Source organism: Staphylococcus simulans, assembly GCF_025561465.1.
In the GTDB taxonomy this organism is placed as follows: domain Bacteria; phylum Bacillota; class Bacilli; order Staphylococcales; family Staphylococcaceae; genus Staphylococcus; species Staphylococcus simulans.
On the sequence record NZ_CP095100.1, the window covers coordinates 2149700 to 2165890 of the forward strand.

General features: G+C 36.0%; 16 protein-coding genes and 1 other RNA gene. 4 read left to right on the forward strand and 13 right to left on the reverse strand.

What is annotated here, in order from left to right:
* Nucleotides 1-41 precede the first annotated feature (41 nt).
* Nucleotides 42-899, reverse strand: a complete 858-nt coding sequence (locus MUA87_RS10105; protein ID WP_107547989.1) for a TPM domain-containing protein — start codon at nt 897-899, stop codon at nt 42-44.
* On the reverse strand, nt 896-1477 hold the full coding sequence (locus MUA87_RS10110) for a LemA family protein (protein WP_002481583.1): 582 nt from the start codon (nt 1475-1477) through the stop codon (nt 896-898). The genes MUA87_RS10105 and MUA87_RS10110 overlap by 4 nt, the downstream gene beginning before the upstream one ends.
* A 217-nt stretch (nt 1478-1694) precedes the next feature.
* On the opposite strand from MUA87_RS10110, the gene MUA87_RS10115 reads away from it, so the two are divergent.
* Both MUA87_RS10115 and MUA87_RS10120 read left to right on the forward strand, forming a co-directional pair.
* Nucleotides 1695-2999 (forward strand): TrkH family potassium uptake protein, encoded by a 1305-nt coding sequence (locus tag MUA87_RS10115; protein ID WP_262550707.1) that lies wholly within the window; start codon nt 1695-1697, stop codon nt 2997-2999.
* 117 nt (nt 3000-3116) lie between these two features.
* Nucleotides 3117-3872: a hypothetical protein gene (locus MUA87_RS10120; RefSeq protein WP_262550709.1), complete on the forward strand. Its 756-nt coding sequence runs from the start codon at nt 3117-3119 to the stop codon at nt 3870-3872.
* 74 nt (nt 3873-3946) lie between these two features.
* Here MUA87_RS10120 and MUA87_RS10125 read toward each other — a convergent pair whose 3' ends face one another.
* The gene (locus MUA87_RS10125) at nt 3947-4150 is read right to left on the reverse strand and encodes a cold-shock protein (RefSeq protein WP_002481579.1); all 204 of its coding nucleotides are present in this window, start codon (nt 4148-4150) and stop codon (nt 3947-3949) included.
* Between the two features lie 362 nt (nt 4151-4512).
* Between MUA87_RS10125 and MUA87_RS10130 the strand changes: the two genes are divergently transcribed.
* Nucleotides 4513-5325, forward strand: a complete 813-nt coding sequence (locus MUA87_RS10130) for an oxidoreductase (RefSeq protein WP_023015359.1) — start codon at nt 4513-4515, stop codon at nt 5323-5325.
* Between the two features lie 68 nt (nt 5326-5393).
* On the opposite strand, the gene MUA87_RS10135 is transcribed toward MUA87_RS10130, so the two are convergent.
* Nucleotides 5394-6002: a flavin reductase family protein gene (locus MUA87_RS10135; RefSeq protein WP_262550711.1), complete on the reverse strand. Its 609-nt coding sequence runs from the start codon at nt 6000-6002 to the stop codon at nt 5394-5396.
* Nucleotides 6003-6445: 443 nt separating this feature from the next.
* On the opposite strand from MUA87_RS10135, the gene MUA87_RS10140 reads away from it, so the two are divergent.
* Entirely contained in the window at nt 6446-7135 is a 690-nt protein-coding gene (locus tag MUA87_RS10140; RefSeq protein WP_262550712.1) for a DUF4352 domain-containing protein, read from the forward strand.
* A gap of 105 nt (nt 7136-7240) precedes the next feature.
* Here MUA87_RS10140 and ssrA read toward each other — a convergent pair.
* The 9 genes from ssrA to tpiA all read right to left on the reverse strand — a co-directional run bounded on the left by ssrA (nt 7241) and on the right by tpiA (nt 16185).
* Nucleotides 7241-7601, reverse strand: a transfer-messenger RNA (tmRNA) gene (ssrA, locus tag MUA87_RS10145).
* A gap of 145 nt (nt 7602-7746) precedes the next feature.
* A complete protein-coding gene (gene smpB / locus MUA87_RS10150) occupies nt 7747-8217 on the reverse strand; it encodes an SsrA-binding protein SmpB (RefSeq protein WP_002481575.1) in 471 nt (156 codons plus the stop codon).
* Nucleotides 8218-8280: 63 nt separating this feature from the next.
* Nucleotides 8281-10644: a ribonuclease R gene (rnr, locus tag MUA87_RS10155; protein ID WP_262550716.1), complete on the reverse strand. Its 2364-nt coding sequence runs from the start codon at nt 10642-10644 to the stop codon at nt 8281-8283.
* 43 nt (nt 10645-10687) lie between these two features.
* Nucleotides 10688-11428 (reverse strand): alpha/beta hydrolase, encoded by a 741-nt coding sequence (locus tag MUA87_RS10160; RefSeq protein WP_023015362.1) that lies wholly within the window; start codon nt 11426-11428, stop codon nt 10688-10690.
* A 93-nt stretch (nt 11429-11521) separates the two neighbouring features.
* Nucleotides 11522-11758 carry a preprotein translocase subunit SecG gene (gene secG, locus MUA87_RS10165; protein WP_002481572.1) on the reverse strand — a complete coding sequence of 79 codons (237 nt, stop codon included), beginning with the start codon at nt 11756-11758 and terminating at the stop codon, nt 11522-11524.
* Between the two features lie 88 nt (nt 11759-11846).
* Complete coding sequence (locus MUA87_RS10170; RefSeq protein WP_002481571.1) at nt 11847-12314, reverse strand: hypothetical protein; 468 nt, start codon at nt 12312-12314, stop codon at nt 11847-11849.
* A 192-nt stretch (nt 12315-12506) separates the two neighbouring features.
* Entirely contained in the window at nt 12507-13811 is a 1305-nt protein-coding gene (gene eno, locus MUA87_RS10175; protein WP_002481570.1) for a surface-displayed alpha-enolase, read from the reverse strand.
* A gap of 93 nt (nt 13812-13904) precedes the next feature.
* On the reverse strand, nt 13905-15422 hold the full coding sequence (gene gpmI / locus MUA87_RS10180) for a 2,3-bisphosphoglycerate-independent phosphoglycerate mutase (protein ID WP_002481569.1): 1518 nt from the start codon (nt 15420-15422) through the stop codon (nt 13905-13907).
* 1 nt (nt 15423) lies between these two features.
* Complete coding sequence (gene tpiA / locus MUA87_RS10185) at nt 15424-16185, reverse strand: triose-phosphate isomerase (protein WP_262550718.1); 762 nt, start codon at nt 16183-16185, stop codon at nt 15424-15426.
* Nucleotides 16186-16191: the final 6 nt, after the last annotated feature.

Consider the following 16191-nt stretch of genomic DNA (forward strand, 5'->3'; position numbering starts at 1 on the left):
GAGCACGAAATGCTCTGCTTCTGATAAATACAATTCGGTTGTTAGAATCCGCGTCCAGCACCTCCGCCGCCGAAGCCGCCGCCTCCGCCGAAGCTGCCGCCGCTGAAACCACCGCCACTTGATGAACCGCCACCAAAACCTCCAGTGCCGACCCACCAAGTACCTGTATTATCTCTTCTGCGACCGCCTCCTCTTGGAGGTCCGCCGCCACCATTTTTAATGGAGATAATAATGATGATAATGATAATGATAAAAATAATACCAAATAAGCTGAATGGCCCATCACCTTCTGAATGGTTTTGCGCTTTAGGTGTATCTTCAGTAAATTTTTCACCATCATAGCCATAAGCTTTGGCTATTTCTTTCCAAATTGCATTATAAAGTTGTGTGATGCCTTGACTGTAATATGCTTTTTGTTTTTCTTTATTATCAGTCTGTCCTGCTTTTTCAGCATAAGGCATGAAGTTATCATCAATCAATGCGCCGACTTTAGCATCATTTAAGACACCTTCTAACCCTCGGCCAACCGCAACTTGAATACCACGATTTTGATATTCATTGCCGTTATCTAAATTGACTAAAATTACAACGCCTCGACTATGCTTTTGATCACCGACTTTATAATGTCGGCCTGCTTGATAAGCATAATCTTCTTTTGGTGTTTGTCCGATTGATTTCATGGTCATCACCAAAATGTCTGAATCTGTACCGTCTTGAAGTTTTTGGCCTTTTTTAGCCATCTCATCTTTGTCTTGGCTCGTAATCAAATCTGCGTGGTCTTGTACAAAAACAGGTTGTTCTAATTCCGGAAATTTATCTGATGCCGCAAACATACTTTGTGCGACGAGTAACATCCCAACCCATATGACAGCTAAGACGCTGGCACTTTTTCTGATCATTGAGATGAGTCAGTGCCGAAATCAACTTTAGGTGCTTTGTCTGCACCACTTTCGGCTTTAAAGTATTCTTTCTTATCAAATCCGAATAGCTTAGCTACAATGGTTGTTGGGAAATGGCGAATCGCTTGGTTATATTTGTTAACAGATGTATTATAATCATTTCGTGCTACTGCAATTCTATTTTCTGTACCTGCAAGCTCGTCACGTAATCCTGTAAATTGTTTATCTGCTTTTAAATCAGGATAATTTTCACTGATAGCTAATAATCTGCTTAATGCAGAATTGACTTCGCCATTAGCTTCCGCTTTCTCTTTTGGTGTTGATGCACCTGCAAGTTTACTACGTGCATCAGAAACTTGTTTAAATACATCTTCTTCATGCTTAGCGTAACCTTTAACAGTGTTCACAAGGTTAGGAATTAAGTCTACACGACGTTGTAATTGGTTATCGATGTTTGAAAGTGCTGTATTCGTATCTTCGTCCATACCGACAAGTTTATTATATGGGCCAATCATTGTAACTCCAATGATGACAATAACAATGCCGATAATAATAAGCGGTGTAAGTATTTTCTTCATATATTTCTCCTTTTGCTTAAAATTATTCATTTTAATTATACAATATTGATACCCTATCTGGCTAAAGTTGAAGATTGCAATCAACCTTTAAAATCTTTACAAAAAATTAATTTTTATTTTTCGATAATTGACAGATGCAATTACAGAAAATGGATGTATAATAACAGTTGTATTTAAAATATACACCAAAATCTACCCTATTAAAGAAGGTGTTTATGTGGCTTTCCTAAAGAAACCCTTAACTGTTTATTTATTACTATTTCTGAGCACGACATTACTAGGTGCACTGTTATTATATTTGCCATGGACTGGTAAACAATATACATCTTTTATCGATGCATTCTTTGTCGCATCAAGCGCATTTACAGTCACTGGCCTATCAACTGTGGATATTACTTCGCAATTCAACTGGCTTGGTGACCTTATGATTATGTTTTTAATTCAAATCGGTGGTTTAGGGATTGTGACCATTACGACACTCACTTTAATCATAGCGAATCGCAGAATTTCTATGCATGAACGCAAATTAATCATGGTCACTTGGAATGTTGATGAGCCAGGCGGAATGGTTCGTTTAATTCGACAACTAACACTCTATAGCTTGTCTACAGAATTTATAGGCATGTTATTACTTGCCTTATCTTTCGTACCTAGATATGGCTTTGGCAAAGGATTATTTATCAGCATCTTTACTTCTGTTTCAGCCTTTAATAATGCAGGATTTGCATTATTTTCTAAGAATATGATTGGATTTAATGATGATCCAGTTGTTACGCTTGTCATTCCCATTTTAATTATTATGGGTGGACTGGGACCAGTAGTCATGTCAGATTTAGTAAAAACTAGAAGATTAAATAAACTAAAGCTACATACCAAAGTTGTGCTTTCAACAACATTAGTCTTAATTTTTGGCGGCATGGCGCTTTACTTTTTATTAGAGTTCAACAATACTTTAAAACCTTTCAGTATGTGGGGTAAGCTTGGGACTTCATTCTTTCAATCCGTCACAACAAGAACAGCAGGTTTCCAATCTGTTGACTTAGAATTAATTCATACCCCTACCGCATTAATGATGATGGTACTTATGTTTATCGGTGGTGCACCGTTTAGTGCTGCTGGTGGGATTAAAGTCACAACTTTCATTGTTATGATTATGTTTGTTTATAGTACTTTACGTAATGAAGACCATACCACTATCTTCAGCAGAACAATCAAACCTAAAACAATTGCGAAAGCCATTGCGGTCACAACAGTCAGCTTTATCTTTGTATTAACTGTCACATTTATTGTTAGTCTATTAAATGAAACAACACCTTTCATGAAAGTCATCTTCGAAGTCGTATCTGCTTTTGGTACAGTCGGCTTAAGTATGAACTTCACTTCCGAATATGGTACATTAACTAAAATCATCATTATTATTGTGATGATTTGCGGTAAATTAGGTGTTGTCACAGTATTAGCACTCTTCATCCCAAGTAAAAAACGATTTTATCAATATGCAAAAGGTAATATCTATTTATAACCTAATCTTCACTAGACCTGTTTTTACAGGTCTTTTTATTTTGAAAAGGGTTTCATACCATCTGGAAGATGGCTATAGTTAAGTAATACACATAAAGAGAGAAAGGTTGTTGATTCAATGAAAAAGTTATTCGCACTCTTAGCCATGAGTATATTAATCGTTTCAGCATGCGGGCAAAATGATGAAAAACCAAAAGAAGATACCGAAGACAAAGCAGCTACTGAAAAGAAAGACAAATCACAATCTAAAAATGAAGAAAATGAAAAGAAAAAACAAACAGACAAAAATCAACAAAAAGAAAATAATACGCAAAACGAACAACAAGCAAACACTGAACAGCAAAATAAAGATGAATCATCTGCAGAAAAACAGAATCAACAGAATCAACAAAACCAACAAAGCCAACAAGTTGATTTAAGCAATATCACCGACAGAGCAACTTTAGAAAATGTAATTTATGGTAATTATGAAGAAATTGATAAGATCAAAGCTTATAATAGTGCCGTTGCGAATGGCGTAATTCCACAAGGCAACGTGACAGAAGGTCCTGCAAGTGCCGCATATGAAAGCTCACTGCGTGTAGAAAGTGGTGCTGAACAATCTGTCTACGATCAAAATGCACAGTCACAAGCTGAGGAGCCAACAGAAGATGTAAATGCGGAAATCAATGCAGCGCAAACAGAAGAAGAATATATCGATGCTTTACGAAAAAAATATAACGGTGGATTATCTTCAGCTGAAATTCAAACCAAACATGCGATTGAACAAGGATACTATGATGGTGATGAAGCTGAACAACAAGCAGTTTATGATGAAATAGAACGAAGAGAAGCAGACATCGAAGCTGGTAAATTCGATCACTACAAACAATAAATAAGAAGGTAAATAAAAAACAGCACAACAACCATTTCAGATTGTTGTGCTGTTTTAATCAGCTTAGGTAAAAATTATGACATTTTTACAACGTTTGCAGCTTGTTCGCCACGGTCGCCTTCAACGATGTCGAAGTCAACTTTTTGGCCTTCTTCTAATGATTTGTAACCTTCGCCTTGGATAGCTGAGAAATGTACGAATACGTCGTTACCATCTTCTCTTTCGATAAATCCAAAACCTTTTTCTGCGTTAAACCATTTAACTGTACCACTATTCATATAAAAATCCTCCGTATGTGCTTTTGCACGAATATTTGTAACTTGTTTATAAAAATCAATGGGAGTAAATTCATACGAATTAAAACTGCAAATCAATTTCACGAACAATTACTTAAGTACTATACTACACCCATTATTTAGGTTTGTATACCCTTTTGCCTCATTTCTTCAAAATAATTTAGATACCACAATTATTCAGACAATATAATCATTAAAATCACAAATATTTGTCATTAAGATGATGGAAAACGAAACCTATAAAACTATAATAAATCAAGTAAAATTGATTAGAATGCAATTTAATTCCATAATTCTCATTAATCAGGTATGATTAATTCACTAAATAGAAAAGGAGTGATGATATGACCAAACAAGTCGTATTAATTACAGGTGCAACAAGTGGAATTGGTTTTCAAACAGCACAACTTTTAGCTGATAAAGGATACACTGTTTATGGAGTTGGTAGAAGAATAGAAAAACTGAACGCTTTAAAAAATATACATGCAATAAAAATGGATATTACAGATGAATCATCCATACAAAAAACTGTTGAACAAGTGATTTCAGAACAAAATCGTATCGATATTCTCATTAATAATGCGGGTTATGGTTCATACGGAGCCATAGAAGATGTAGAAATTTCAGAAGCAAGAAAACAATTTGAAGTAAATCTTTTTGGTTTAGCGCGACTCACTCAATTAGTGTTGCCCTATATGCGTAAACAACATTCTGGGAAAATCATTAATATATCCTCGATGGGTGGCCGTTTCACTTCATACTTTGGCGCATGGTATCATGCCACTAAATACGCTTTAGAAGCTTTCAGTGATGCTTTAAGAATGGAAGTTGAGCCATTTGGCATTGAAGTTTCTATTATTGAACCTGGTGGCATCAAAACTGATTGGGGTCATATCGCAGCAGATCAATTAGCAGCATCAGCTAAAGGCGGTGCATATGAAAAAGCGGCTTTTAAAGCAGCAGAAGGTATGCACAAACAATATAATTCTAATTTACTTTCAAACCCTAAAATTATTGCCGATACTATTTTAAAGGCCGCTTCAAAAAAGAAACCTAAAGCACGTTATTTAATCGGTATGGGAGCAAAACCTCTTGTTTTCTTACATGCCATTTTACCAGCAAGACTCTTTGATCACATTGCTAGACGCTTAAGTTAAAAAAGAAAGGTCTAACATTGATAAAATTCATCCATCAATGTTAGACCTTTTTATACAAATAGCGGCTTTTATTTATCTAATAAATCTTCTACAGGCTCACCAATTCTTACATAATGATTACCTACCACACGTGTAATTGGATTTAATTTTTCAACATCCACATAAGCTTTATCTACATCATAAATTTCATCATCAATGTAAATTGATTTTACTTGTCCTACAAGCATGTCTGTTCCTTTTTGTTCATCTCCTAATTCTAAATGATGAACTAATTCACATTCATATCGAACTTTGGCTTCTTTCACACTAGGTACATTCACAACTTTAGAATCAGTTGTTGTAAGATCAGTCATGTCTAGTTCGTTCACATCAGCCCCATAATTATCGCCTGTTTTCACAACATCTTTAACGATATCTTCATCTACAATATGCACCACAAATTCTTTAGTACTTAGAATGTTTGCACTTGTATCTTTTAGCGCTCCATTATCTTTACCTACAGATATCATTAACATTGGTGGTTCAGGACACACTACATTAAAGAATGCAAAGGGCGCTGCATTTACATTACCTTCTTCATCTTGTGAAGTGACAAAAGCAATTGGTCTAGGTGTCACTGTACCTATCAACATTTTATACATATTTCCTGTTTCTAAGTCTTTTGGATTTATATACATACTCATATCACCTTTCTATTTCATATCCATACATTCTATAATATTTCTGCACCATCATAAATCTTAAAGCCTTATACATGAACAAGTCATTTAATTCAGTTCACAAAGATTAATATTAAAATATTTTAGTGATATTTTCATGACACTTTTTTGACAGTCACCTCAATTTTTTTAAATTATTTAGCCCGTTTTGTTAAAAACAAAGATTAAAGCGATATAATTTAAACGTTATAAAATAATCAAGGTAACTATATTGCACTATTTAGTTATCTATTATCTCTTCGATTCTATATGAAGACAGCAATTTAGATACTAACTACTTATTTACATTGATAAATAAGCGGAAATTGTATTTAACTTTACTTGATTCATAAAATCTAAGATTGATAACTGAGTTTTCTTACGCTTAATTATAAAAACAAACAACATCAGGAGGAATCAACATGAAAGAAAAAGAAAAGTGGTATCAGTCAACTTGGTTCACAATTTTAATGCTATTATTTGTATTCCCAGTAGGATTATTCCTAATGTGGAAGTTTAAGAAAAACTGGAAGTTATGGGTAAAAATCTTGATTACTGTGTTAGTTGCAATAAGTGTGGTTAATATGATGACTAATAAGACACCGACTGACAATAACACAAGCAAGACTAAAACAGAACAAAAATCAGATAAACAAGAGGCAAAAAAAGATGATAAAAAACCAGAAACAAAATCATCGAATAAAATGAACGAAGTTGTTAAAGTCGGAAAAATGGAGTTCAATGTAACTAATAAAGCCATTGTAGATCAAGTTGGAGATGTAATGACAAATAATGCAAAAGGCAAATTCATAGTATTAGATATTACAGTTAAAAATAACGGAGATAAAGCTGTAGACATTACCGATTCGTTCTTTAAACTTTTAAGCGATAAAAAAACATTTGAAGCTGATGGTTCTGCAACAATCACTGCAAACCAAGCTGTATCGCCTGATGATTTAGGTTTTATTGGTGACAAAATCAATCCCGAAAGTACAAAAAATGCAAAACTTGTATTTGATGTAGCACCTAATATTGCCGAAAAAGATAATTTAGTATTGCAAGTACAGTTTGGTTTTTGGGGAACAGAAACAGCAAAAATCGAATTAAAATAAATGTCTATGTTCTAAAACAATTTAGGAACGGTGAATTTCTCACCGTTCCTTTTTCTGTAGCAACAAAAAATAAAAGCCTCTAACCGCAATGGTTAAAGGCTCTATGTATGGAGGCGGCGGGATTTGAACCCGCGTCCAAGGATCCTGATACAAATCTTTCTACGTGTGTAGTCTATTATTCAAATTTCACATGATGGTAGGAAATAGACAGCCAACATCATGCTAGTTCGATTAATCTCTTCTAGACAGACTTCGAACAGCAGTGCCTAGCGTATCCTACTAAAGTTGAATCACGTTAACAGCACATAGGCGATGCTGTTAGGTGATGCAGAGTGCGATTAGGCAGCTACTGCTAAATTATTGTTTGTTTTGCCAGTTATTATAAACTGTGTGTGTTGATGACGGAGACAACCCTCCGACACGCTTAATAAGCTCTGGGGACCCCTGTCGAATCCAAAACGCCCCCGAAATAATATTAAATAGATTCTATTCACTAGAATCCAATAGCACTCTTTATCATATCAAATATGCATTTAGTAATCAATATAATTGTTTATAAATGATTATCAAATAAACTAAGAATGCGGGAAGCAGGTTTAACCTGCTTTCCCTTAATAACGATCTTTCATCGCACGCTGCATGTCGCGTTTAATTGCTTTATCTTTAAGATCTTGACGTTTGTCATATTTCTTCTTACCTCTTGCGACGCCAATCAACATTTTACATACACCATGTTTCAGGTACAGTTTTAATGGGATAATCGAATAACCGATTTCTCTTGTACGTGTGCCTAATTTTTCAATTTCTCTTTTGTGTAAAAGTAATTTTCTTGGTCGCACTGGATCATGATTAAATCGATTGGCTTCTTCGTATGGCGCAATATGCATATTATGAACGTAAATTTCACCATTTTTTACTTGAGCGAAACTATCTTTTAAGTTTGCGCTGCCACGACGAATCGATTTAATCTCTGTACCTTTTAACACAATGCCCGCTTCAATCGTATCTTCTACATTATAGTCATGTCTGGCTTTACGATTCTCCGCTAAAGTACCAGGAGACTTTTTCTTCTTCTTCGACATCGTGTTCACCTCTTGTTGAAAATTTTATAAAAAGAGAGGAGCGGCCATCCCACTCAATTTCTCTTATTTTTTCTTTTTACGCGCTTTTTGTTTTACCTTTTTACTTTTGTAAAACGGTTTGTGGTTCGTGTCCTTTTGTTTATCACGATTACGTTGGTTTTTACCTTTACGCTGTTTCTTCTTCCCTTTTTTCTTGTCGCCGCCTAAGCTTTTACCACGTGTTTTCGTTTGAATCGTTGTGCCACGTGCAGGACGTTCATTTGATTTTCTACGTCTTGGTTCAGGCATACCTACGATTTGGAAATCAATCATACGTTGGTCAACATCTACGTTGACGACTTTAATCTTCACTGTATCACCGATACGGAAAACATTACCTGTACGTTCACCAATCATTGCCATTTGACCTTCAGCGAATTGGTAATAATCGTCTGTCATACTTGATACATGAACCATACCTTCAACAGTATTCGGTAATTCTACGAACATACCAAAGTTCGCGACTGAGCTGACAATACCTTCAAATTCTTCACCAATATGTTGAAGCATGAACTCTGCTTTCTTAAGTTCATCTGTATCGCGTTCTGCTTCGATAGCACGACGTTCACGATTAGACGTATGTTCCGCAATTTCCGGCAATTTGTCTTCCCATTTGCGAAGTTCTTTGCCGCTCATTGAATCTTCAATCAAGTACTTGCGGATTAAACGATGTACTACTAAGTCAGGATAACGACGAATTGGCGATGTGAAGTGCGTATAATAATCTGCAGATAAGCCGAAGTGACCTAAGTTCACATCTTCATAACGTGCCTGTTGCATTGAGCGTAACATCATTGTAGATACAACCGTTTGTTCTGGCAGACCTTTTACTTTCTCATGAATTTCTTGAAGCGTACTTGGAGATACATCTTCTCCTGTGCCTCTTACTAGAATACCGAAGTTCGTAATAAACTCGAAGAATTGCGTTAAGCGATCTGATTTAGGTTGTTCGTGGACACGATAGATAAAGGGTACTTCCATTTTATTGAAATGTTCAGCGACTGTTTCGTTCGCTGCTAACATGAATGATTCAATTAAACGTTCACCTTCACCACGTTCACGCATCTTCACATCTACTGGAATTCCTTCTTCATTAACAATCACTTGCGCTTCATCAATATCGAAGTCGATTTCACCACGACGTTTACGCATTTGAATTAATGTTTCACTTAATTCTTTTGCTAAGTCTAACATCGGTGTCACATCTGGGTATTGTGCACGCACATTTTCATCATGATCAGTGATGATTTGGTTGACTTCATCATACGTCATACGATGATCAGATTGAATGACACTATCAAAGATTTCATGTTTAACAACTTTACCATCTGAATTAATTTCCATACGACAGCTTAATGTTAAACGGTCAACATTAGGATTCAATGAACAAATACCATTACTCAAACGGTGTGGAATCATTGGAATAACGCGGTCTACTAAGTAAACACTTGTTCCACGATCATACGCTTCTTTATCTAATGCTGAATCTTCTTTTACATAGTGGCTGACATCCGCAATGCTGACTGTCAATTGCGTATTACCATTCTTCAATTTCTTAAGCGCAATCGCATCATCTAAGTCCTTCGCATCTGCACCATCAATCGTAATCGTCAATTCATCACGTAAATCTTTACGTCCTTCTAATTCTGACGGTTCAATATACTCTGGTGCAGCTTCCGCTTCTTTTAAGACTTCATCAGGTAATTCGATTTCAATACCGTGTTGATAAATGATAGATAGAATATCTACACCTGGATCATTTTTATGTCCTAAAATCGCAGACACATGACCTTCAGGATTATCATTTCCTTCAGCATATTTAGAAATTTGAACTAACACTTTATGGCCTTCGACAGCACCTAAACTTTGACCTTTAGGGATAAAGATATCCTGCATAATACGTTTGTCATCAGGAATCACAAATCCAAAGTGACGGCCTTCTGTATAAGTTCCTACCACTTGTGTGATTGAGTGTTTTTCAATAGATTTGACTTCACCTTCGACTTTACCTTTGAAATCTCCGCGTGAGGGCTGTACTTCTACAATAACAGTATCGCCATCCATCGCACGGTTGATTTTTGTCGGTGGAATAAAGATATCTTCCATATCTTCGTCTTCAGGTCTAAGGAAGGCAAACCCTTTTTTGTTTTGGCTTAACGTTCCTTTTACTAAGTTATCTTTCATATTTTTTTGATTACCCTTTCTTTTGTAGCGGTCTGTTTTTGTTCGTTCAACTAAACCTGATTGTTCCAGTTCAACTAACACCTTTATTAAATCTCTAAATGAGTCGGCATTATCTAAACCTAAACGGTCTTGGAAATCTGAAACTGACATGGGTTCATAATCAGGTTGTTTTATAATTTCTGTGACAGATTGTTTTAAATCCATGATGCCCCCTCCTTTCTTTCTTATTTATAATTTTTTATTCGTCTTATTCAGACCAATCAAGTCCTTCTAAAAACTCATAAATATCTTCAAAGACTTGTTCTTTTTCTTTATCAATGGTAATTACATGCCCTGAATCGGCATACCATTTAATATCTTTTTCGTCAGAAGACGCTTCTTCATAAATCACATTTGCTGAATCAGGATTAATCATGTCATCTTTTTCAGCTTGAATGACTAATAATGGATCCATGACTTCATCTACATGATCTCTGACATTTTGAATTGTTTGTTGTAATTCTTTTAATGTACCTGTAGGTTGGAAAGCTTCCATTTCTCGATCAATCGTCTCTTGATCTTTTCCTTGGTATTTCTTAAAGTTGCGTGCATACTCTAAGACACCTTCGTACATTGAGCCTTCTGTCTTAATAAACATAGGCGCACACATGGTTACAATACCCTCTACATCTCTATTTAAGCTTAATTTCAAAGCAAAATCTCCACCTAAGGATAAGCCGGCTACCGCAATTTCATCATAGCCTTTAGATTTTAAGAAATCATAGCCATCTAACGCATCTTTAAACCAAACATGCGGACTAGATTGTAAAATCTCTTCCGGCGGTGCTGCATGTCCCTCATATTGCGGCGCATAAGAAGTATAACCTTTCTTTTGTAAGAAACGGCCTAATTGGCGCACGTCTGATGAATTCCCTGTAAATCCATGTAATAATAACACTGCTCTATTACCTTCTTCAAAGAAGAACGGTTTAGGCAATTTAATCTGCATGTCGTTCAATCCCTTCATCTCTTTCTAAATATACAATACACAATTACCATTATAATGAAAAAAGCCCGACTTTAACATTGTCGGACCTTACATTTACATATTGAGATAAGTAATTGCGAGCATTAAAACGAAAAACACAATAGATAAGACAATTGTGACACGGTTTAAGAATAAATCCACGCCGCGTTGTTTCTGTTTTCCACCAAAGAGCTGTTCAGCGCCCCCGCTGATGGCTCCTGAAAGTCCATTGCTTTTGCTTTCTTGGAGTAACACAACTGTGATTAATGCGATACAGTCTATAACTAATAAAACTGTCAACAAAATGTGCATGCTTTACTCCTCCATTCATAATATACCTAGCAATTATAACACGTTAGGTGTCTATTTATCAAATTCAATTCATAACACACTGAGGGTTCTATCGATTAAAAGTACTTTTTCGTTTGATAGAAATAATCAACATATACAGCGCCAAAATCAACGATCCTGCTAGTGTAATCCATAATGGTAATGTCATATAGAATGATTTCACATGGACGATACTTTGTAAGATTGGGCCTGCGTTTACTGCTGTAAAGAATGTTTGTGAAATATAAACCGCAAATAAGAACCACCATAAATAAGGGTGTTGATTCCAAATTGCGATCAATCCACATAAATAAGCCAATAAATACATAATTCCTGTTAAGCGATAACTATTTAAGAAATTTCCGACTGCGTTTTTCGTTGCATCAATCTGATGAGAAGTCAATAAGTCTGTAATAACACTTTTATCCAACACTACAAAAATGTATGTGCCGTACATCATTGCTAAAAAGAGTGAAGCATATGCTATAAATCTACCCGATTTTTTTGCACGCATTACTTTATTGTTTTCAGTATCCATGATTTTTTCAAACTCCTTCATGCCTTTAGAATACTTCCATTGTTTTTCATTATATCAGTTCTTGAACATGAGCGGGAGTGTCTGCATTAGAAAGCAAAAAAGAAACTGCTAAGGTTGATGAGACCTTAACAGTTTCTGTAGTAAAGTTACTGAATTAAATTTTGCGTGAACTCAATATCAGTAAAGTCTATCTTATTTGTCTAAGTTGTAGAAAGAATGGATGCCGTCAAATTCAGCTGTTTCGTATAATTCGTCTTCAATACGTAATAATTGGTTGTATTTAGCGATACGGTCAGTTCTTGATAATGAACCTGTTTTGATTTGACCAGCGTTTGTAGCAACTGCGATATCAGCAATTGTAGTATCTTCAGTTTCACCTGAACGGTGAGAGATAACTGCTGTGTAGTTAGCTTTTTGAGCCATTTGGATAGCGTCAAATGTTTCAGTTAAAGTACCGATTTGGTTAACTTTGATTAAGATTGAGTTACCAATACCTTTTTCGATACCTTCAGATAATTTTTTAGTGTTAGTAACGAATAAGTCGTCACCTACTAATTGAACTTTTTTACCTAAACGATCTGTAAGTTGTTTCCAACCATCCCAGTCGTTTTCGTCCATACCATCTTCGATAGTGATGATTGGGTATTTGTTAACTAATTCTTCTAAGTAGTCAACTTGTTCAGCTGAAGTACGTTTAGCGCCGCCTTCACCTTCGAATTTAGTGTAGTCGTATACGCCGTCTTCATAGAATTCAGAAGCAGCACAGTCAAATCCTAAGAATACATCTTTACCTGGTTCAAGACCAGAAGTTTTGATTGCTTCTAAGATTGTGTCTACAGCATCTTCAGTACCGTGGAATTTAGGTGCGAAACCACCTTCATCACCTACTGCAGTTTCTAAGTCACGACCTTTAAGAAGTTTAGCTAAGTTGTGGAAGATTTCAGCACCCCAGCGTAATGCTTCTTTGAATGTGTCAGCTCCAACAGGTAAAATCATGAATTCTTGGAATGCGATTGGCGCATCTGAGTGAGAACCACCGTTAACGATGTTCATCATTGGAACTGGTAATTGTTTACCATTGAATCCACCTAAATATTTATAAAGTGGTTGACCTAAGAAGTCAGCTGCAGCACGTGCAACAGCAATAGAAACACCAAGGATAGCGTTAGCACCTAATTTACCTTTGTTTTCTGTTCCGTCTAATTGAATCATCATTTTATCAATTGAAACTTGATCTAATGCTGAGAATTCTCCTTCAACGATTTCAGGAGCAATAATTTCGTTTACGTTTTCAACTGCTTTAGTAACACCTTTACCACCGTAACGTTTTTTGTCACCGTCACGTAATTCTACGGCTTCGTATTCACCTGTAGATGCACCTGATGGTACTAATGCACGACCGAATGCACCGCTTTCAGTTAATACTTCTACTTCAACTGTTGGATTACCGCGAGAATCTAGGACTTCGCGAGCATAAACATCTGTAATAATTGGCATGTTGATAATCTCCTTTTCATAATTGCTTTCATATATATTATAACTTGTCTTGCTTAAAAAATGAATTAATTAAACGATATTGATTGTGAACAATTAATGTTTAATTAATGACTCACCAGTCATTTCTTCAGGTTGTTTAACATCAAGTAAATCAAGTAACGTTGGAGCTAAATCTCCTAATTTACCAGTTTCACGTAATGTCACGCCTTCTTTAGTAACGATAACTGGAACTGGGTTAGTTGTGTGTGTTGTCATTGGTTGATCATCGTCTGTTAATACTTGGTCTGAGTTACCATGGTCAGCTGTAATAATTGCATGGCCACCCATTTCTAAGATTTTGTCTACGACTTCACCAAGACATTCATCTACTGCTTCAATTGCTTTTACAGTAGGCTCTAACATACCACTGTGTCCAACCATATCTGGGTTCGCAAAGTTTAAGATGATTAAGTCTAAGTCACCTTTATCTAACTCGCCTAATAAAGCATCTTTTACTTCATACGCGCTCATTTCAGGTTTTAAGTCATACGTTGCAACTTTTGGAGAGTCGATTAAAATACGACGTTCTCCTTCAAATTCTTCATTGCGTCCACCACTCATGAAGTAAGTAACATGAGGATATTTTTCAGTTTCGGCAATTCTTAATTGTGTTAAGTTGTTTGCTTCAGCAACTTCACCGATTGTTTGTTTTAAATCTACTTTTTCAAATACAACACGACCATCAACTTGATCGTTGTATTTTGTGAAAGTCGCAAAGAATAAATCTTTAGGTTGGTTCACTTCAAAGCCTTTGAAATCTTTGTTTGTGAAGATTTCAGAAAGTTGGCCCGCTCTGTCAGGACGGAAGTTGAAGAATACTACTGAGTCTCCATCTTGAACGCCTTCATTTTGTTCTTTGATTGAGAATGGTACAACGAATTCGTCAGTTAAATCATTTGCATAGTTTGCTTCGATACCTTCTTCTGCTGTTGCATACTCAGGTGTATTAATGTCACGAATTGCGTTATACGCTTTTTCTTCACGTTCCCAACGTTTGTCACGGTCCATTGCATAATAACGACCAGAAATTGATGCAAATTGACCAATACCGATTTCTTTGAATTGTTCTTCAGTTTCTTTCACATATTTTAATGCTGATTTTTGATCTACGTCACGGCCGTCTAAGAAACCATGTACATAGACTTTATCAAGCCCTTGTTGTTTAGCTAATTTTAAGATTGCAAATAGATGTGTGTAGTGACTGTGTACACCACCGTCAGATAGTAAACCAAATACATGCAATGCAGAATTGTTTGCTTTAACGTGTTCAATTGCTTCGTTTAATACTTCGTTTTCAAAGAAGTCGCCGTCTTCAATTGATTTATTAATGCGAGTTAAACTTTGGTAAACAATTCGGCCAGCACCAATGTTCATGTGACCTACTTCTGAGTTACCCATTTGACCTGCAGGAAGACCTACTTCAAGACCACTTGCCTCGATTTGAGTTGTAGGATATTTTGCATAATAACGGTCAAAGTTAGGTTTATGCGCTTGTTTAACTGCGTTTCCGTGTACATCTTCTCTATTTGCAAAACCATCAAGGATGATTAATGCTGTAGGTTGTTTCGCCATATTATTTAGCACCTTCTAATAATTTTACATAGTCTTCAACTTTTAATGAAGCTCCGCCGACTAATGCGCCGTCGATATCAGATTCAGCCATATATTCAGCAATGTTGTTAGGTTTTACGCTACCGCCATATTGAATACGTACTGCATCTGCAACTTCTTGGCTAGCAAGATCTGCAACTGTTTTACGAACAAATGCACTCATTTCGTTTGCATCTTTAGCAGTTGAAGATTTACCAGTACCGATTGCCCAGATTGGTTCATAAGCAATGACAACTTGTTTCAATTGATTGTCTGATAAGCCTTCTAATGCTTTTTTAACTTGTTCGCCGACAACTTCTTCAGCTTTTCCGCCTTCACGTTGTTCAAGTGTTTCACCTACGCAGATAATTGGTGTCATACCGTGGTTGAATACTGCATGTGCTTTTTTGTTAACATCTTCATCAGTTTCGAAGAATAATTCACGACGTTCTGAGTGACCGATGATAACGTATTTCACACCTAAGTCAGCTAACGCAACTGGAGAAGTTTCACCAGTGAAAGCACCGTTATCTTCGAAATAAGTGTTTTCTGCACCGATTGCTAATCCTTCAGCTTCACCGTTTTTAACTGCTGTAGTTAATGCATCTAATTGAATTGTTGGTGCACAGATAACAGCTTCAACTTCATTTGTATCAGGTAATTGAGGTAAAGCTTTAACAAAGTCTTTTGCCTCTTGTACTGTTTTGTTCATTTTCCAGTTACCTGCAATAATTGGTTTTCTCATTATAAA